Origin of the sequence: Stappia sp., from assembly GCF_048261845.1 — a bacterium.
Taxonomy (GTDB): Bacteria; Pseudomonadota; Alphaproteobacteria; order Rhizobiales; family Stappiaceae; genus Stappia.
The window spans coordinates 1-17,446 of record NZ_JBLXFR010000066.1 but is presented as its reverse complement, the minus strand read 5'-3'; the positions used below and the strand labels follow the sequence as shown (position 1 = coordinate 17,446).

Annotated in this window: 17 protein-coding genes; 6 read left to right on the top strand and 11 right to left on the bottom strand. The window is 68.0% G+C overall.

Going from position 1 to position 17,446, the window contains the following annotated elements:
• From ACN0T5_RS18675 to ACN0T5_RS18630, 10 genes are all read right to left on the bottom strand, one after another.
• Positions 1-1,153: bifunctional folylpolyglutamate synthase/dihydrofolate synthase (locus tag ACN0T5_RS18675; RefSeq protein ID WP_417770126.1), on the bottom strand; the 1,153-nt coding region annotated here is incomplete at its 3' end.
• Positions 1,154-1,415: 262 nt separating this feature from the next.
• Positions 1,416-2,399 carry an acetyl-CoA carboxylase, carboxyltransferase subunit beta gene (accD, locus tag ACN0T5_RS18670; protein WP_417770125.1) on the bottom strand — a complete coding sequence of 328 codons (984 nt, stop codon included), beginning with the start codon at positions 2,397-2,399 and terminating at the stop codon, positions 1,416-1,418.
• Positions 2,400-2,497: 98 nt separating this feature from the next.
• Positions 2,498-3,328, bottom strand: a complete 831-nt coding sequence (gene trpA / locus ACN0T5_RS18665) for a tryptophan synthase subunit alpha (RefSeq protein WP_417770124.1) — start codon at positions 3,326-3,328, stop codon at positions 2,498-2,500.
• A gap of 154 nt (positions 3,329-3,482) precedes the next feature.
• On the bottom strand, positions 3,483-4,646 hold the full coding sequence (locus tag ACN0T5_RS18660; protein ID WP_417770123.1) for an iron-containing alcohol dehydrogenase: 1,164 nt from the start codon (positions 4,644-4,646) through the stop codon (positions 3,483-3,485).
• Positions 4,647-4,692: 46 nt separating this feature from the next.
• Positions 4,693-6,072 carry an aldehyde dehydrogenase family protein gene (locus tag ACN0T5_RS18655; protein WP_417770122.1) on the bottom strand — a complete coding sequence of 460 codons (1,380 nt, stop codon included), beginning with the start codon at positions 6,070-6,072 and terminating at the stop codon, positions 4,693-4,695.
• A 130-nt stretch (positions 6,073-6,202) separates the two neighbouring features.
• Positions 6,203-7,570, bottom strand: coding sequence for a glutamine synthetase family protein (locus ACN0T5_RS18650; protein ID WP_417770127.1), 1,368 nt, complete (start codon positions 7,568-7,570; stop codon positions 6,203-6,205).
• 111 nt (positions 7,571-7,681) lie between these two features.
• Positions 7,682-8,731: a TRAP transporter substrate-binding protein gene (locus tag ACN0T5_RS18645; RefSeq protein ID WP_281685558.1), complete on the bottom strand. Its 1,050-nt coding sequence runs from the start codon at positions 8,729-8,731 to the stop codon at positions 7,682-7,684.
• Positions 8,732-8,861: 130 nt separating this feature from the next.
• Positions 8,862-10,184 (bottom strand): TRAP transporter large permease, encoded by a 1,323-nt coding sequence (locus ACN0T5_RS18640; RefSeq protein WP_417770121.1) that lies wholly within the window; start codon positions 10,182-10,184, stop codon positions 8,862-8,864.
• Positions 10,184-10,780 carry a TRAP transporter small permease subunit gene (locus tag ACN0T5_RS18635; RefSeq protein ID WP_417770120.1) on the bottom strand — a complete coding sequence of 199 codons (597 nt, stop codon included), beginning with the start codon at positions 10,778-10,780 and terminating at the stop codon, positions 10,184-10,186. The genes ACN0T5_RS18640 and ACN0T5_RS18635 overlap by 1 nt, the downstream gene beginning before the upstream one ends.
• A 2-nt stretch (positions 10,781-10,782) precedes the next feature.
• The gene (locus ACN0T5_RS18630) at positions 10,783-11,589 is read right to left on the bottom strand and encodes an N-formylglutamate amidohydrolase (RefSeq protein WP_417770119.1); all 807 of its coding nucleotides are present in this window, start codon (positions 11,587-11,589) and stop codon (positions 10,783-10,785) included.
• Between the two features lie 203 nt (positions 11,590-11,792).
• Here ACN0T5_RS18630 and ACN0T5_RS18625 point away from each other — a divergent pair, with 203 nt between their 5' ends.
• Positions 11,793-12,677: a MurR/RpiR family transcriptional regulator gene (locus tag ACN0T5_RS18625; protein ID WP_417770118.1), complete on the top strand. Its 885-nt coding sequence runs from the start codon at positions 11,793-11,795 to the stop codon at positions 12,675-12,677.
• A gap of 5 nt (positions 12,678-12,682) precedes the next feature.
• Here the strand turns inward: ACN0T5_RS18625 and pcaQ are convergent, their stop codons facing one another.
• Positions 12,683-13,603 (bottom strand): pca operon transcription factor PcaQ, encoded by a 921-nt coding sequence (gene pcaQ, locus ACN0T5_RS18620; RefSeq protein WP_417770117.1) that lies wholly within the window; start codon positions 13,601-13,603, stop codon positions 12,683-12,685.
• Between the two features lie 94 nt (positions 13,604-13,697).
• On the opposite strand from pcaQ, the gene pcaD reads away from it, so the two are divergent.
• The 5 genes from pcaD to ACN0T5_RS18595 form a co-directional block, all read left to right on the top strand.
• Positions 13,698-14,501 (top strand): 3-oxoadipate enol-lactonase, encoded by an 804-nt coding sequence (gene pcaD, locus ACN0T5_RS18615; RefSeq protein ID WP_417770116.1) that lies wholly within the window; start codon positions 13,698-13,700, stop codon positions 14,499-14,501.
• Positions 14,498-14,944, top strand: coding sequence for a 4-carboxymuconolactone decarboxylase (pcaC, locus tag ACN0T5_RS18610; RefSeq protein ID WP_417770115.1), 447 nt, complete (start codon positions 14,498-14,500; stop codon positions 14,942-14,944). Before pcaD ends, pcaC begins: the two co-directional genes overlap by 4 nt.
• On the top strand, positions 14,838-15,653 hold the full coding sequence (gene pcaH / locus ACN0T5_RS18605; RefSeq protein WP_417770114.1) for a protocatechuate 3,4-dioxygenase subunit beta: 816 nt from the start codon (positions 14,838-14,840) through the stop codon (positions 15,651-15,653). Before pcaC ends, pcaH begins: the two co-directional genes overlap by 107 nt.
• Entirely contained in the window at positions 15,653-16,219 is a 567-nt protein-coding gene (gene pcaG, locus ACN0T5_RS18600) for a protocatechuate 3,4-dioxygenase subunit alpha (protein ID WP_417770113.1), read from the top strand. The genes pcaH and pcaG overlap by 1 nt, the downstream gene beginning before the upstream one ends.
• Positions 16,219-17,446 (top strand): lyase family protein (locus tag ACN0T5_RS18595; protein ID WP_417770112.1); only part of this gene is annotated, 1,228 nt, incomplete at its 3' end. The genes pcaG and ACN0T5_RS18595, both read left to right, overlap by 1 nt.

The window sequence follows — 17,446 nt, the reverse complement described above, 5'->3', positions numbered from 1 at the left end:
GGAAGAAGCCGACCGGATCCTTCCGTCCCTTCGCGGACCTTGCCCGCGAGGTGGCCTGCGTGCCGCTGACCACCTCGCGGGCAAGGTCCGCGAAGGGACGGAAGAAGCCGACCGGATCCTTGGTCTTCAGCATCCCGGCCACAAGGTAGAACGGACGCGGATGCCGCTCCTCCTGCTCGCCCATCACCCCGGCGATGGCAATGGCCGCTCCCGGATTGTGCCCGCCGTCCAGCCAGAGCTCGGTCCCCGGCGCGCAAAGGTCAAGCAAAGGCCCCTGGCGGAGCGGCTGCATGCGGCCCGGCCAGTCGACGCTGACAAGGCCGCGCTCGATGGCACCGACATCCGGCAGGCGTCCGGCGGCGCGCAGCGAGGCGATCGCCATCGCCGCGTTGACGATCTGGTGGCGGCCGAAAAGACGCGGGCGCGGCAGGTCGAGCAAGCCGTTCTCGTCCTGATAGACGAGGCGGCCGTTTTCCTCGAAGGCGGTGAAGTCCTCGCCGAAGACGACGGGGGTGGCGCCGCGTTCGCGGGCCACGCGGCCGATCACCGCCATCGCCGCGTCGGGCTGGGGGGCGATCACCGCCGGGCAACCCGCCTTGAGGATCCCGGCCTTTTCCACCGCGATCCCCTCGAGGGTTTCGCCCAGGTAGCGTTCGTGGTCCATGGACAGGGGTGTGATCGTCGCGGCAAGCGGCGCGTCGATGACATTGGTGGCGTCAAGCCGCCCGCCAAGGCCGACCTCCAGCAGCAGCACATCGGCCGGCTCCTCGGCGAAGAGCAGAAGCGCCGCCGCCGTGGTGACCTCGAAGAAGGTGATCTCCGCCCCTGCATTCGCCTGCTCGCAGGCGTCGAGCGCCTCGATCAGCCGCGCGTCGGTGACGAGGCGGCCGGCAAGGCGGATGCGCTCGTTGAAGGCGACGAGATGAGGCGAGGTGTAGACATGGACCCGAAGGCCCGCGGCCTCGAGGATCGAGCGCATGAAAGCGGTGGTCGAGCCCTTGCCGTTGGTGCCGGCAATGTGGATGACCGGCGGCAAACGGTCCTGCGGCCGGCCGAGCGCCTGAAGCAGGCGCTCCATGCGGCCGAGCGACAGGTCGATCTCACGCGGATGCAGCGCCAGAAGTCGGTCGAGGATCGCGGTTACCTGGTCCATTCAAATGCCTGTCGCCGTAAACCAACGGATCTTTCAGCCCGTGCCGGGCAAAGATCCAGATGCTGATCGACTGTCTCCTGCCCCGCCGCGCAGACGCCTGCACCGGTCGGACGGACGGGTCACCGCCAGGTGATGCTCCATGCCCCGACGGCGCATCGTTATGGAGCGGCGGCAGTTTCGCAAGTGCCCCGGGGCCTTTGCCGCGCGCGGCGTCGCGCCTGCGACAGGAGGCTGCCGCTTTTCGGCGCCGCGCGCGAGGCGGTCAGGCGCCGCGGGGCGCGGTCTCCTCGCCGGTGCTTTCGCCCGACGGCTTTGCCGCAGCTTCGGGCGCGGGCTTTTCTTCGGCACCCTTGCTCACCGGTGGATCCAGTTCCGCCTCGCCGGGAAGCTGAACCTCCGCCTTGGTCAGGATCGAACAGATCCTGGCGATCGTCTCCGGCAGCTGGTGACGGTGCACGACCATGTCGATCATGCCGTGGTCGAGGAGGTATTCGGAACGCTGGAACCCCTCGGGCAGCTTCTCGCGGATCGTCTGCTCGATCACGCGCGGGCCGGCAAAGCCGATCAGGGCGCCCGGCTCGGCGATATGCACATCGCCCAGCATCGCGTAGGAGGCCGTGACGCCGCCGGTCGTCGGGTTGGTGAAGACGACGATGAAGGGCAGGCCCGCCTCGCGCATCATCTGCACGCCGATGGTGGTGCGCGGCATCTGCATCAGGGACAGGATGCCCTCCTGCATGCGCGCGCCGCCGGAGGCGACAAAGAGCACAAAGGGCGTGGCGCGCTCGACGGCGGTCTCCAGACCCTTCAGCACCGCCTCGCCGGCAGCCATGCCGAGCGAACCGCCCATGAAGGCGAAATCCTGGACAGCCGCGGTGACATCCATGCCCCGAAGCTTGCCGGTCGCCACCGTCACCGCGTCCTCGAGACCGGTCTTGGCGCGGGCATCGCGGATGCGGTCGGTGTAGCGCTTCTCGTCACGGAACTTGAGCGGATCGGCCGTCACTTCCGGCGTCTTCACCTTGTCGAAGGTGCCGCCATCGAAAAACAGCTCCAGCCGCTTCTTGCCGGAAACGCGCATGTGGTGACCGGAATTCGGCACCACCCACTGGTTGGCTTCAAGGTCGCGATGGAAGACCATCTCGCCGGTCTCGGGACACTTGATCCAGAGGTTTTCCGGCACGTCGCGCTTCTGCTGCAGCAGGCCGCGGATCTTCGGGCGGACAACGTTGTTGATCCAGTTCAAGGCGAATACCGTCCGTTGTTAGCGTTCATTCCACATCGGTCCGCGTCCGGGCCGCCGCAAGGCCGGTGCCCCGGGCGCTGCTCCGGCGCGACATCGGTTCAGGCGCGGGCGCGGGCAACGCCTTCGGCGAGCGAGCGCACCACGGCAGCCACCGCCTCGACCGTCGCGCTGGTGGCGCGGCCCTCGGCATCGAGGCTGCCGCGCACCGCCTCGACAAGCACCGAGCCGACAACGACGCCATCTGCGTCGCGGCCGATCACCTCGGCATCCTCGGCGGTCTTGACGCCGAACCCGACGGCAACCGGCAGGCGCGTGTGGCGCTTGATGCGGCGCACCGCGTCGGTCACCCGGTCACGGCTGGCGATGCTGGCGCCGGTGACCCCGGTCACCGATACGTAATAGACGAAACCCGAGGTGTTGGCGAGCACGGCCGGCAGGCGCTTGTCGTCGGTCGTCGGCGTCGTCAGGCGGATGAAGTTGTGACCGGCGGCGAGCGCCGGCAGGCAGAGCTCGTCATCGGCTTCCGGCGGCATGTCGACAATGATCAGCCCGTCGACGCCGGCCTCGACCGCGGTCTTCACGAAAACGGCCGGATCGCGCACATAGATCGGGTTGTAGTAGCCCATCAGGACAATGGGCGTCTCCGCGTCATGGCGGCGGAAGGCGCGCACCATGTCGAGCGTCTTGTCCATGGTCTGGCCGGCGGCAAGCGCCCGCTGGTTGGCGAGCTGCACCGGAATGCCCTCGGCCATCGGATCGGAAAAGGGCATGCCCAGCTCGATCACGTCGGCGCCTGCGGCCGGAAGCGCATCGAGGATCGCCTGGGAGGTGGCAAGGTCCGGATCGCCGGCGGTCACGAAGGTCACCAGCGCCGGCCGGTTCGCCGCCCTGCATGCCGCAAAGCGGCGGTCGATCCGCATCTCACTCATATTGCCCGGTCCCACCCTGTCGTTCCTGCTCCGTCACCGGCCGCCGCACGGCAAGCCGGGCCGCCTTCGCGGAAAGGCCGTTTCCTGCCTTCCGCGAAACCAGTGGGGATGTAGGGGGCATACATGCCCCCTGTCAATCGGCGACAGTTCCCGCTCAGAGCCTGCCGGACAGCGCGTCGGCGAAGATCGCGCTCGCACCGTCCAGGGTCAGTTCCAGCGGGTTGCCACCGGCGGTCGGGTCGACGATCGCCATTTCGGCGATCAGCCCGGCCTTCTCGCCATCGACCTTCAGCCCTTCCAGCGTGTGCGGCACGTCGAGCGCCGCGCGCAGGTCGAGCACCACCTTCATGAAGCCGTCGAAACCGCCGGAGATGCCGAGATAGCCGGCGAGCCGCTCGATCTTGCCCTCGATGGCGGACCGGTTGAAGGCCAGCACATAGGGCATGAAGACGGCGTTGGTCATGCCGTGATGGGTGTCGTAGAGGGCGCCGACGGGGTGCGACAGCGCATGGATCGCGCCCAGTCCCTTCTGGAAGGCAACCGCGCCCATGGCGGCGGCGGACATCATGTGGCCGCGCGCCACGAGGTCATCCGGCACGTCGGCGACGCGTTGCAGGTTCTCCAGCACGAGCCGGATGCCTTCCACGGCGATGCCATCGCCCATCGGATGATAGAAGGTGGAGGAATAGGCCTCCAGGCAATGCGCGAGCGCGTCCATGCCGGTGCCGACGGTGAAGTAACGCGGCATGCCGACGGTCAGTTCCGGGTCGCAGATGACGATGCCGGGCAGCATCTTCGGATGGAAGATCACCTTCTTGGTGTGGGTCGCCTCGTTGGTGATGACGCCGGCGCGGCCGACCTCCGAACCGGTGCCGGCCGTCGTCGGCACGGCGAGGATCGGGGCGATGCCGTCCGGATCGGCGCGGGTCCACCAGTCGCCGACATCCTCGAAATCCCACATCGGGCGCGTCTGGCCGGACATGAAGGCGATGACCTTGCCGGCATCGAGGCCCGAGCCTCCGCCGAAGGCGATGACGCCGTCATGGCCGCCGGAGCGATAGGCGGCGACGCCGGCATCGACATTGGCGCCGGTCGGGTTCGGCTTGACGTCGCTGAAGATGTCCGGCTCGAGGCCGGCCTGGCGCAGGATCTCCAGCGCGCTGGCGGTCATCGGCAGGCGGGCGAGGCCCGGATCGGTGACCAGAAGCGGGCGCTTCATGCCGAGCAGCGCGGCGGACTTGCCGAGTTCCGCGATGCGGCCCGCGCCGAAGCGGATGGTGGTCGGGTAGTTCCAGTTGGCGGACGGTGTGGTGGTCATGTCCAGATAAGCCTTGAAAGGAGAGGGAGAGGAAGGCCCGCGCGCCTCAGGAATGGGCGCGCAGGTGGTAGGACTTCGGCCGGGTCAGCGACAGGTAGCCGATCTCGGACAGCGCCGCGCCCTTGCCGGTGTCCTTGACGCCGGTCCACACAAGCGCCGGATCGAGATAGTCGCAACGGTTCATGAAGACGGTTCCCGTCTCCAGCCGCTCGCCGAGCGAGATAGCCGCATCCTCGTCCGCCGTCCACACGGATGCGGTCAGGCCGTAGGGGCTGTCGTTCATCAGGGCCAGCGCCTCCTCGTCGTTGCGCACCTTCATCACCCCGACAACCGGACCGAAGCTCTCCTCGCGCATCACCGACATCTGGTGATCGACGTCGACCAGCACCTGCGGCATCAGATAGGGCGTGCCCGGCTTGTCCTCGGGGAACAGTTTCGGGTCGACCAGCGCCCTTGCGCCCTTGCGCTGCGCCTCCTCGGTCTGCTCGCGCACCCAGGCGGCGAAGCGGGCCTGGGCCATCGGCCCGAGCGTCGTCGCCTCCTCGAGCGGGTTGCCGAGCCTGTAGGCGGAGGCGGCGGCCGCCAGCCCCTCGACCACCGCGTCGAAGTGGTTCTCGTGCACATAGACGCGCTCGACGCCGCAGCAGCACTGGCCGGCATTGTAGAAGGCGCCGTCGGCAAGGTTCTCCACCGCGAAGGCGACATCCGCGTCGGCCCGCACATAGGCCGGGTCCTTGCCGCCGAGTTCCAGGCCAAGCGTGGCGAAGGTGCCGGCCGCCGCCTTCTCGATGGCCCGGCCGCCGGCAACCGAGCCGGTGAAGTTGATGTGGTCGATCCGGCCCGAGGCAAGCAGCGCCTCGGTCTGCCCGTGATTGAGCACGATATTGCGGAAGACACCCTTCGGCAGGCCGGCAGCCCTGAAGGCCTTTTCCAGCCGCTCGCCGACAAGCAGCGTCTGCGCGGCGTGCTTGAGGATCACCACGTTGCCGGCGATCAGCGCCGGAACGATGGTGTTGATCGCCGTCATGAACGGGTAGTTCCACGGCGCGATGACCATGACGATGCCGACCGGCTCCGGCTTGACGAAGCGGGTGAAGCCGGGACGGTCGGTGTGATGGCGGGGTGCCAGCGCCTCTTCCGCGATCTTCACCATGTAGTCGGTGCGCTCGCGCGTGCCGCCCTTCTCGCCGCCATAGCGCACCGGGCGCCCCATCTGCCAGGCAAGTTCGGGCACGATCTCGTCGTTCATCGCCTCGAGCGCGGCAACGGCGGCAAGCACGGCATCGCAGCGCTCGGAAAGCGGCGTCGCCGCCCAGGCGCCCTGCGCGCTGCGCGCCTCGGCCACGGCCTGGTCGATCGCGGCGGCGGTGGCGACGGGACGCTCGGCATAGAGCGGGCCCTCGGCCGGGGAAATCAGCTCGATCACCTCCGACCTCTCACCCCTTCCGGGCAGGCCCGCGGATCGCGGCCTGCCTCTCCACGTTTGGGAACCATCTCATAGTCTCCCGGCCGGCGAGCCTGCCGGGCTTCAGCGACCCTCTCGGGGGTCGCCGCGATCAGCAGCGTTCGAAACCGCGGGCGAGCTCGTAGTCCGTCACCACGCGGTCGAAATCCTCCTGCTCCCACTCCGCCGCCCGCACATAGTGGTCGACGACCGCATCGCCAAAGGCCTCGCGCAGCATCTTCGACTTGCGCAGGGCATCCGTCGCGGCCCGCAGGGAACGGGGGATCTCCTTCAGCCGGCGCGACTGGTACAGGTCGCCAGTGACCGGCGCGTCGAGTTCGAGCTTCTCCTCCATGCCGCGCATGCCGGCGGCAAGCTGCACGGCAAGCGCCAGATAGGGGTTGAGGTCGGAGCCGCCAATGCGGCACTCGACGCGCACGCCCTTCGTGCCCTCGCCGCAGAGCCGGAAGCCGGCGGTGCGGTTGTCGACCGACCAGGCGGTCTTGGTCGGGGCGAAGGTGCCCTTCTGGAAGCGCTTGTAGCTGTTGATATAGGGCGCCAGGAACAGGGTGTAGTCCGGCGCATAGCGGATCAGACCCGCCATGTAGTGATGCATGGTCCGCGACATGCCGTGCTGGGCGTCCTTGTCGAAGAAGGCGCTGGTTCCGTCCTTCGACCACAGCGACTGGTGCACATGCGAGGAGGAGCCGACGCGGGCGTGGTGCCACTTCGGCAGGAACGTCACCGCATGCCCCTGCTGCCAGGCGATCTCCTTGGTCGCGTGCTTGGCGATGGTGTGATGATCGGCGCAGGCGAGCGGATCGGCATAGCGGATGTTGAGCTCTTCCTGGCCGGCCTCGGCCTCGCCCTTGGAGTTCTCGACCGGAATGCCGGCATCGAAGAGATGGTTGCGCAAGGGGCGCATGACCTTCTCTTCCTTGGTGGTCTGCAGGATGTTGTAGTCCTCGTTGTAGCCGGAAATCGGCTCGAGGTTGCGGAACCCGTCCTTGCGGATCTCGTCGAAGCTCTTCTCGAACAGGAAGAATTCCAGCTCGGTCGCCATCATGGCGGTCAGGCCCATGGCCTCGAGCCGGGCGATCTGGCCCTTGAGCAGCGCGCGCGGCGAATGCGGCACGGCCTCGTGCGTGTGGTGGTCGAGCACGTCGCACAGCACCATCGCGGTGCCTTCCAGCCAGGGCACGCGGCGCAGGGTGGAAAGGTCCGGCTTCATGACGTAATCGCCGTAACCGCCGGCCCAGCTCGTCGAGGCGTAGCCCTCGACCGTGTACATCTCGAGATCGGTCGCCAGCAGGTAGTTGCAGCAATGCGTCTCCTCGAAGGAGTGATCGACGAAATTGCGCGCGTGAAAGCGCTTGCCCATCAGGCGGCCCTGCATGTCGACGATGCAGGCGAGCACGGTGTCGATCTCGCCATCGGCGACAGCGGCGGAGAGGGCTTCGAAAGTCAGGTTGCCTGCCATTTTGGTCATCGTTCTCATTGCGGCGCGAGGCGCCGGACAGCGGTTTCGGGCGCGGGCGCCCCGGGCGTTGCCGTCCGGGGCGCGATTGACGGGTCCACAGTGGACCGGCAATCAGCCGTAGCGATAGGGCCGACCGGCCTTCTTCATGTCGGCATTGTACTTCTTGAAGATGTCGACGACCTTCTTCTTGGTCTCGGACTCGGCCGCGATCTCGTCCCAGAAGGTGACCGCCGCATCCTCGACCTGCTGCCACTCCGCGTCGGGAATGCTGGTCAGCTCCATCTTCGTTCCGTCGACACGCAGGCTCGCCTCGCCGCCCCAGTACCACCACTGGCGGTAATAGTGGGAGGCATCCATGGCCAGCTGCAGCATCGTCTTCAGGTGATCGGGCAGTTCGTTCCACTTGTCCATGTTGGCGAAGAACGAACCGGCCCAGGCGCCGGAGATGTTGTTGGTGAGGAAGTAGTTGGTCACATCGGCCCAGCCTACCGTGTAGTCCTCGGTAATGCCCGACCAGGCGACGCCGTCAAGCTCGCCGGTCTGCACCGCGACCTCGATGTCCTCCCAGGGGAGGGTGACCGGCACGACGCCGAACTGGGCGAGGAAGCGGCCGGCGGTCGGGAAGGTGAAGACGCGCTTGCCCTTCAGGTCGGCCAGGCTGCGGATCGGGTCCTTGGTGGCGAAGTGGCACGGATCCCAGGCACCGGCCGAGATGTGCTTGACGCCGACCTTGGCATATTCCTCTTCCCAGATCTCCTTCAGGCCGTACTGGTTGAACAGCACCGGCACGTCCAGCGAATAACGGCTGGCAAAGGGGAAGTAGCCGCCGAAGACGGTCACTTCCGTCGGCGAGGCCATGGAATCGTCATCCGACTGCACCGCGTCGATGGTGCCGCGCTGCATGGCGCGGAACAGTTCTCCCGTCGGCACGAGCTGGTCGGCGAAGAAGAGCTCGATCTCCATCTGGCCGTTGGCGGCCTTGTTGAAGGCATCGATATGCGGCTTGATCACGTGCTCGGCCAGCGCCGCGCCGGCATAGGTCTGGAGGCGCCACTTGATCGGTGCCTGGCCAAGAACGGCGGGAGCGGCAAGCGTGGAGGCACCGGCGGCGGCAACGGTGCCAAGGCCGGCCTTCTTCAGAAAATCGCGTCTGTTGGTCATCTGTCATTCCCCTTGGTTTCAGTCCAGAGATGCGGCCCGCGCCCGTGCTTCTTGGTTTTTGCGGCGCGATCGTTCAAAGCGGTTGCGGTCCTCCTTGTCTCTCGTGTTTCACCAGTGCCGGACGCACTGCTCAGCGGCCGTAGACATACTCCGGCAGCCACAGCGCGATCTGCGGAAAGACCATGATAAGCGCGAGCGCCAGCACCATCACCATGACGAAGGGCGTGATCGAGCCGTAAATGTCGCGCAGGGTGATTTCGGGCGGTGCCATGGCGCGCATCAGGAACAGGTTGTAGCCGAAGGGCGGCGTCATGTAGGCGATCTGGGTGGTGATCGTGTAGAGCACGCCGTACCAGACCAGATCGAAGCCAAGGGCGGCGACCAGCGGCACATAGAGCGGCGCGACGATGACCAGCATCGCCGTGTCGTCGAGAAAGGTGCCCATCAGCAGGAACGATATCTGCATCAGGATGAGGATCATCCACGGGTCAAGGCCGAGCTTCTCGGTGAACAGGCTCTCGATCGCCTTGACCGCGCCGAGCCCGTCGAAGATGGCGCCGAAGCCGAGCGCGGCGAGAATGATCCACATGAACATGCAGGAAATCGCCAGCGTCTGGCGCAGGCAGGTCTCGAACACCGCCCGGTTCATGCGCCGCTTGACGACGGCGGCCAGAAACGCCGTCATGGCGCCGATGGCGGAGCTCTCGACGAGGCTCGTCCAGCCGTTGACGAAGGGCACCATCATCGCCGCGAAAATCACCAGCGGCAGCACGCCGGCACCGAGCAGGCGGATCTTCTCCGCCATCGGCACATTGCGCTCCTCGACGCTGAGCACCGGGCCCAGCGAGGGGTTCAGCCGGCAGCGGATGTAGATGTAGACGATGAACATGGTCGCCATCATCAGCCCCGGCACGACGCCTGCGAGCCAGAGCTGGCCCACGGGCGCGCGGGCGATCATGGCGTAGAGCACCAGAACGACGGAGGGCGGCACCAGGATGCCAAGCGAGGAGCCGGCCTGGATGACGCCGGTGACCATCTTCTTGTCGTAGCCGCGGCGCAGCAGCTCGGGCAGGGCGATGGTGGCGCCGATCGCCATGCCGGCGACGGACAGGCCGTTCATCGCCGAGACCAGCACCATCAGGCCGATCGTGCCGATGGCGAGGCCGCCGGAAACCGGGCCCATCCAGACATGGAACATCTTGTAGAGATCGTCGGCGATCTTCGATTCCGACAGGACATAGCCCATGAAGATGAACATCGGCAGCGTCAGCAGCGGATACCATTTCATCAGCTTCATGGCGGCGGCGAAGGGAACGTCGGATCCGCCCGTGCCCCACAACGCCAGTGCCGCGACCGCCGCAACGCCGCCGATGGCGCCGAAGACGCGCTGGCCCGTCAGCAGCATCAGCATCATCGAGGCAAACATCAGCAGCGCGATCATCTCGTAGGACATCAGATTTCCTCTCCGCGGATACGCGCGATGTCCTTGATCAGCTCGGAGAGCGCCTGCAGAAGCATCAGGAAGAAGCCGAGGCACATGATCGCCTTGATCGGCCAGAGATAGGGACGCCAGGCGGTCGGGCTGCGCTCGATATAGCCGAGCACCTCGCCGGCGGCGTCCGGCCCGCCGGTGACGAAGGCGACCGCCAGGTCCTTAAGGAAGACGAAGGGCTCGGTGCCGAAGTGGCCGAGCGAATAGGCGGTCGAGCCGATGCCGCCATAGAACAGGACGCCGAGATAGAAGATCAGCACCAGCACCGTGAAGGCATCGAACCAGGCCTTCTTCCTCACGCTCCAGCCGGCATAGAAGAGATCCATGCGCACGTTCGAGCCGAGCTGGATCGAGTAGGGGCCGCCGAGAATGTAATAGGCGACCATCGCGAACTGGGCGACTTCCAGGGTCCAGAGAGAGGGCACGAAGAAGGTCTTGGAAACCGACGACCAGAGCAGGATCGCGACCATGACGAAGACGCCGTACATCATCACCCGGCCGATACGGCGGTTGACGGCGTCGACGACGGCAACATAGCGGCGCAGCACCGGCGACATCCTCACCCTCCCTCGCCCAGCGCCGTCAGCGCCGCCTTGAGCGCGGCCTCGAGCCGGACGGCCCAGAGGCTCTCGCCGGCGGCATCCATGATCTCGTCATTGCGCACCTCGACCATGACACAGGCAAGACCGCGGGCCTCGCCGTGGCGGCCGACCGTGTAATAGACACCGTCGCCCGGCGCATAGGGCTGGTTGTCGCCGATATCGGCAATGCCCTGACGGGCAAGGTCGGCGATCATCGCATCGGCGACGCGCCGGTCCCGGTTGGACAGGATGCCGACCGGCCAGGGCCGGGAAACGCCCTTGTAGACCGGGGTGTAGCTGTGGATCGAGACGACGACGCTCGGCAGCCCTGCGGCGGCGCGCGCGTCGAGCAGATCCCCGATGCGGGCATGGAACGGCGTGTGGGCAAGCGCGATGCGCCGGGCGCGCTCGGTCCCGGAAAGGTCCCGGTTGCCGGGCACCTCGGTCAGCTCGCTCAGCGCGGGAATCAGGTCGGGCGCCGCCGTGTCGCGATTGCAGTCGATGACAAGGCGCGACAGGTCCGGCCAGACGAGCGGCGCATCGAGAAGGCCCGACAGGTGCCGCGACACGCCCAAGGCACCGGGATCCCAGGCGATGTGGGCGCGGCGCGCCGCCGCATCGAGGCCGAGATCGCCGAAATCCGCGGGCAACCGACGGGAGGCGTGATCGCACAGGAGAACAATGGCGCCGCGCCCCTGCGCGTTGTCGATGCGCACGACATCGTCGCCCGTGTCCCCGCCGACGCGTCCCGCAAGTCCGTTCTCGCGTGCCGTGTCCGGCTCCATGTCCCGCCCTCCGAGCCGCGTGCCTTCCGGAGAAATCGCAAGCGCTGTTCGATTTGTTACAAAATTGCGTTGAATTCCTCTTCCTGTATGATTTGATACATAGCGAACTCCAATGTCAATCGGCTTTCAAAAAGGCCGGAGCGGGTTCGCCGGCGACGGGCCAACGCGGCGGCCGGGTCTTTCGGGGAGGCGGATTGCACGACATGACACTGTCCCTTGCGGAGGAGATACGCGACCGGCTGGCGGAATGCACGGTCACGGAGCGGCGCGCCGCGCTCGCCCTTCTGGCCAACTATCCGGTGCTGGGGCTCGGCACGGTGGCCCAGTTCGCCCGGGCGGCCGGGGTCAGCTCGCCGACGATCCTGCGTTTCGCCACGCGCATGGGCTTTTCCACCTATGCGGCGCTGCAGACGCGCCTGCGCACCGAACTGGAGGACCAGCTCAAGTCGCCGCTGGCCAAGGCCAAGGACGGAACCCGCGCCGGGGATCCGGGCATCGGCGCCCTGGCGGAGGCGGCCCGCACCAATATCGGCGACACGTTCCGCCACCTGCCGGCGGCGGAGCTGGAGGCGGTCGTCTCGCTGCTGTCCGACGAGCGCCGCGAACTCTATCTGCTGGGCGGCCGGTTCACCGACGCACTGGCCCGCTACATGGCCGCACATCTGCGCATCCTGCGCCCCGGCGTCGTGCACATGGCCGGCCAGGAAGGCAACTGGCGCGACGCCCTGCTCGACATCGGCCGGCGCGACGTGCTGGTCGTCTTCGACATCCGCCGCTACCAGGCCGATCTGGGGCGCATGGCGGCCGCCGCATCCCGGCGCGGAGCAACGATCGTGCTGGTCACCGACAGCTGGCTGTCGCCCATCGCCAGCGTCGCCGCGCACGTGCTGCCGGCCCGGATCTCGGTGCCCTCGCCCTGGGATTCCTCGGCGGCCCTCATGGTCATCGCCGAGACGCTGATCGCCGGGGTCACCGCCCGCGATCCCGAGCGCAGCGAGCGGCGCATGTCGGCGCTCGAGGGCTATCGGGACGATGACGACCCGAAACGCGGCCGGCCCGCCGGCGAGGACGCTGCCCGCGAGCCATGATCCGCTCAGGCGAGGCCGCGCCGGGAAACCGCCTCGCGCATGGCCGACATGAAGAGAAGCATGTCGGGCGTGTGGGTCTCGGCGGCGCGCGTCGATATGCCGACGGGCCCGAGCGTCAGCCTCGTGTCGACGGCCAGCGCCGCCAGCTGCCCCTCGGCCAGGTCGTTGGCAACCACCCCGTTGGAGATGATCCACACCGCATCCGTGGCGCGGGTGAAGGAGCGGCCGAAGGCGTTGGAGACGGTCTCGATGCGCTTCGGCAGGCGGCCGATGCCATTGGCCACCATCAACCTCTCGACCTGCGGCCGGATCGCCGCCGCGCGGCTGGGAAACAGAACCGGGAAGGCCGGGAGGCGGGCAAGATCCGGATCGCGCAGGAGCGGATGGCCGGGGCGCACGGCGAGCACCACCTGCTCGCTGTAGAGCTGCTGGAAGCTCAGGCCGAGCATCGCGTCGGGTTGTCCGAGCCGGCCGATCACCACATGCAGGGCGCCGGTCCTGAGCTGGTCCAGCAGGAGCCCGTTCGGGCCGGTGACGATGTCGAGCGTGGCACCCCGGCCGTGTTCCAGATACTGCCCGGCGGCGGTCGGGACCATGCTGGCCGCGACGCTGGGCAGGGCGCCGACCCGCAGCAGCCGGTCGGACCCCATGCGCACCTGCTCGATGCCGTCGATTCCCTCGCCAAGGGCGGCAACCGAAAGGCCCGCATAGTGACGAAAGATCTCGCCCTCGGCCGTCAGCGCCACGCCGGCGCGACCACGCTCCATCAGGCCGACGCCAAGCAGGGTCTCCAGCTCCTTCAGCGTCTTTGAGATCGCCGGCTGGGTGACGTTGAGCGAGTTGGCCGCCTCGGTCAGGCTGCGCAGCCGCGCGATCTCCAGAAACGCCTGCAGGTGTCGCAGCTTGATCCCGGAACCGACACGCATCAAACTCCCTTTCCGGTTATACAAAACCGTCCATTTGTCATTTTACATTACCAATTAAGGTGGTCATCCTGAAGCGACATCAAGGGATCGGGAGATGAAAAGCGTGCAGGCGGTCATACGAAACGGACGCATCCTCAACACCGCGTTCCGAAAGGCGGGAGACGGCTCGGCGCCGGTCGTTGCCTTCTCCAATTCGCTCGGCACCGACTTCCGGATCTGGGACGAGGTGGTGGCGCGCCTGCCCGCCGACTGGGGCGTGCTGCGCTACGACACCGCCGGCCACGGCCTGTCGCCGTCGGGCGGCGCAATGAGCATCGACGACCATGCCGACGACCTGGCCGCGCTGCTCGACGCGTGCGACATCGACAGGGCGGTGGTGGTCGGACTTTCGGTCGGCGGGCTGATCGCCCAGGCACTTGCCCTCAGCCGGCCGGACCGGGTCGCCGGGCTGGTGCTGTCCAATACCGGCATGAAGATCGGCACGGCCGAGATCTGGAACGCCCGCGCCGACGCCATCCGCGCCGGCGGCATGGAGGCGATCTGCGACGCGACGATGGAGCGCTGGTTCTCGCGCGGCTTCCGGGAGGCGCGCCCGGCCGACCTTATGCGCTGGCGAACCATGCTGGCGCATACACCGGCCGACAGCTACATCGCGCTCGGCAGCGCCATTCGCGATGCGGACTACTCGGCCCGCGTCGGCGGCATTGGGCTGCCGACCCTGTGCATCGCCGGCAGCGAGGACAGTGCCACCCCTCCGGCAACCCTGCAGGCACTCGCCGGGACCATTCCCGGCGCCCGCTACGAGGAAATCACCGGCATCGGGCACCTGCCCTGCGTCGAAGTGCCGGACCGCACGGCCGAGCTGATCGTCGGGTTCATCAGGGAGCATGCGGCATGAGTGATCCGGACAGTCCGGCCGCCGGTTCCTTCGGAGCCGATCCGCTGCAGGCCGGCATGGCGACGCGCCGTGCGGTGCTGGGCGATGCCCATGTCGAGCGGGCCCGCGCGGCGACCGATCCGCTCGACGCGCCGTTCCAGGAGCTGATCACACGCGGCGCCTGGGGCACGGTCTGGTCGCGCGACACGATCAGCCGGCGCGAACGCTCGATGATCACCATCGCGCTGCTGGCCGCGCTGGGGCATGACGAGGAGCTGGCGATGCATTGCCGCGCGACGGCGCGCACCGGCGCGACCCGCGACGACATTTGCGAAGCGCTCCTGCATGTGGCCGTCTATGCCGGCGTGCCGGCAGCCAACCGGGCGATCAAGATTGCCAGATCCGTCTTCGCGGAACTGGAGGAGGACCGCAACGGTTCGGGAGGAACCTCGCGTGACGACTGACTTTTACCGGCGCGACCGCGCCCAGCACCCGGCCCCTTACGCACCGGGCTACAAGAGCACCGTCCTGCGGGCACCGTTCCGGCCGCTGCACGCGCTGGAGCAGACGGCGCTCGACAAGACCGGACCGGCGCTCGGCCATGCGCCGATCGGCCCGCTCGATCACGACCTGATCCGCAACGCCGCCACGACGGGCGATGCGCTTGGCGAGCGCATCTATGTCTTCGGCCGGGTGCTCGACGAGAACGCGCGGCCGGTGCCGCACGCGCTGATCGAGGTGTGGCAGGCCAATGCCGCCGGCCGCTATGCCCATGTGCGCGACGGTTATCTTGCGCCGCTCGATCCGAATTTCTCCGGCTGCGGGCGCTGCGTCAGCGATGCGGAGGGGCATTACCTGTTCCGCACGATCAAGCCCGGCCCCTATCCCTGGCCGAACAACGGCTCCGACTGGCGGCCGGCGCATATTCACCTGTCGATCTTCGGCGAGGCCTTCGCCCAGAGGCTGATCACCCAGCTCTATTTCGAGGGCGATCCGCTGATCCCGCTTTGTCCGATCGTCAACACGATCGCGGACAAGAGCGCCGTCGACCGGCTGGTGGCGCGGCTCGACCTGAGGAACCAGGAACCGTTCGACTGCCTCGCCTACCGGTTCGACATCGTGCTGCGTGGCCGGAGGCAGGCCCATTTCGAGAACCGGCCGGAGGGGCTTTGATGCGCGACCGCCTGCTTGAAACGCCGTCGCAGACGGCCGGACCCTACATCCATATCGGCACCGCGCCGCAGTCGATCGGCCGGCCGCCGCTGCTCAACCAGCCCGGCCCGGTGATCGAGAGCAACACCGGCGAGGCGATCATCATCGAGGGCACCGTGCTCGACGGCGCCGGCGCACCGGTGCGCGATGCGATGCTGGAGATCTGGCAGGCGGACGGGCTCGGCCGGACCGGCGAGTTCGGTCTTTTCGGCCGTGCGGTGGCGGATTTCTCCAGCGGCCTCTTCCGCTTCCAGAGCGTCCGGCCCGGAGCCCATGCGCAAGGACATGCACCGCATGTGGCGCTGCTGATTTTTGCCCGCGGCATCAACATCCACCTGCATACGCGGATCTATTTCCCCCAGGACCTGGAAGCGATGGAACAGGACAGCGACATGAAGCGGCTGGAACCGGAGGCGCGCGGAACGCTGGTCGCCAGGGAGGCGGGGCGCAACGAGGCGGGCCTGCCGGTCTATCGCTTCGATGTCCGCCTGCAGGGCGACGGCGAAACCGTGTTCTTCGATATCTGATGAGCGACCTGCCACCGAATTCGCCGCTCTACCTGTCGCTGTTCGGCGATGCGGAAGCGCTCGCGCTGTTGTCGGCTCAGGCCGAGATCGCCACCATGATCGAGGTCGAACGGGCCATCGCACGGGCGCAAGGGGCGGCCGGAGTGATCCCGGCCGGGGCGGCCGCCGCGATCGACAAGGGCCTTGCAGCATTGGCCCCCGACCCGGCCGGGCTTGCCGCCGGGACGGCGGCGGCGGGCGGGCCGGGGCCGGCGCTCGTTGCGGAGCTGCGCAAGGGGCTGGAACGGCCGGCGGCGGACTATCTCCATTTCGGCGCGACATCGCAGGACATTGTCGACACCGCCCTGATGCTCCGCATCGCGCACGTTCTCGATCTTCTCGACGGACGGCTCGCGGACATGGTGACAACGCTTGCCGGTCTTGCCGCGACCCATCGCGCGACGCCGATGGCCGGACGAACGCGCGGCCAGGTGGCGGCGCCGGTCAGCTTCGGCCTGCGCGCCGCCACCTGGGCGCTGCCGCTCGCACGCTGCCGGGCGCGGCTGCGCACCCTGCGCCGCGAGGGGCTCCTCGTGCAGCTCGGCGGCGCCTCCGGCGACCTGGCCGCAATGGGCGCGGGCGCCGGCAAGGCGCGGGCGATGGCGGATGCCGTGGCGGCCGAGCTGGGGCTCTGCGGCGCGCTGCCCTGGATGGCCGACCGGCAGCCGCTGCGCCGCGTGGCGGGCGAACTCGGTGAGCTGGCGCTGGCGCTCGGCAAGGTGGGCGAGGACGTGATCCTGCTGACCCGCTCGGAGGTCGGCGAATTGCGGCTTGGCGAGGCGGGCGGCTCCTCGACCATGCCGCAGAAGCAGAACCCGGTGCGGGCCGAGGCGATGGTGGCGCTGGCCCGTTTCACAAGCGGCCTTGTCGGCCAGCTCGATGCCGGCGGGATGCACCGCGAGGAGCGCGACGGGGCGGCCTGGATGGGCGAATGGCTGGTGCTGCCACAGGTGATGGTGGCGAGCGCTGCCGCGCTTGCCCATGGCGCCGCGCTTTGCGGCGGGCTTCAGGTGATGGCGGAGGCCATGCTCGCGCGGCTGGCCGGCGACGGCGGGCTGTCGCTTGCCGAGCAGGCGTCCTTCGCCTTGCTGCCGCATGTGGGCCGCGCCGAAGCGCAGGACCTGGTCAAGCGGGCGGCGGCGGAAACCCGCGAGACCGGCACGCCGCTGGGCCGCGCGCTGCAGGCCC

What these genes read in the sequence shown, in the direction of transcription:
- trpA (WP_417770124.1), bottom strand. Translation starts at nt 3,328, where the DNA reads ATGAGTGAGATGCGGATCGACCGCCGCTTTGCGGCATGCAGGGCGGCG.
- ACN0T5_RS18635 (WP_417770120.1), bottom strand. Translation starts at nt 10,780, where the DNA reads ATGTCGCCGGTGCTGCGCCGCTATGTTGCCGTCGTCGACGCCGTCAAC.
- ACN0T5_RS18660 (WP_417770123.1), bottom strand. Translation starts at nt 4,646, where the DNA reads ATGACCACCACACCGTCCGCCAACTGGAACTACCCGACCACCATCCGC.
- ACN0T5_RS18645 (WP_281685558.1), bottom strand. Translation starts at nt 8,731, where the DNA reads ATGACCAACAGACGCGATTTTCTGAAGAAGGCCGGCCTTGGCACCGTT.
- pcaC (WP_417770115.1), top strand. Translation starts at nt 14,498, where the DNA reads ATGAGTGATCCGGACAGTCCGGCCGCCGGTTCCTTCGGAGCCGATCCG.
- pcaG (WP_417770113.1), top strand. Translation starts at nt 15,653, where the DNA reads ATGCGCGACCGCCTGCTTGAAACGCCGTCGCAGACGGCCGGACCCTAC.
- pcaH (WP_417770114.1), top strand. Translation starts at nt 14,838, where the DNA reads ATGCCGGCGTGCCGGCAGCCAACCGGGCGATCAAGATTGCCAGATCCG.
- pcaD (WP_417770116.1), top strand. Translation starts at nt 13,698, where the DNA reads ATGAAAAGCGTGCAGGCGGTCATACGAAACGGACGCATCCTCAACACC.
- ACN0T5_RS18650 (WP_417770127.1), bottom strand. Translation starts at nt 7,570, where the DNA reads ATGGCAGGCAACCTGACTTTCGAAGCCCTCTCCGCCGCTGTCGCCGAT.
- ACN0T5_RS18625 (WP_417770118.1), top strand. Translation starts at nt 11,793, where the DNA reads ATGACACTGTCCCTTGCGGAGGAGATACGCGACCGGCTGGCGGAATGC.
- pcaQ (WP_417770117.1), bottom strand. Translation starts at nt 13,603, where the DNA reads ATGCGTGTCGGTTCCGGGATCAAGCTGCGACACCTGCAGGCGTTTCTG.
- ACN0T5_RS18630 (WP_417770119.1), bottom strand. Translation starts at nt 11,589, where the DNA reads ATGGAGCCGGACACGGCACGCGAGAACGGACTTGCGGGACGCGTCGGC.
- ACN0T5_RS18640 (WP_417770121.1), bottom strand. Translation starts at nt 10,184, where the DNA reads ATGTCCTACGAGATGATCGCGCTGCTGATGTTTGCCTCGATGATGCTG.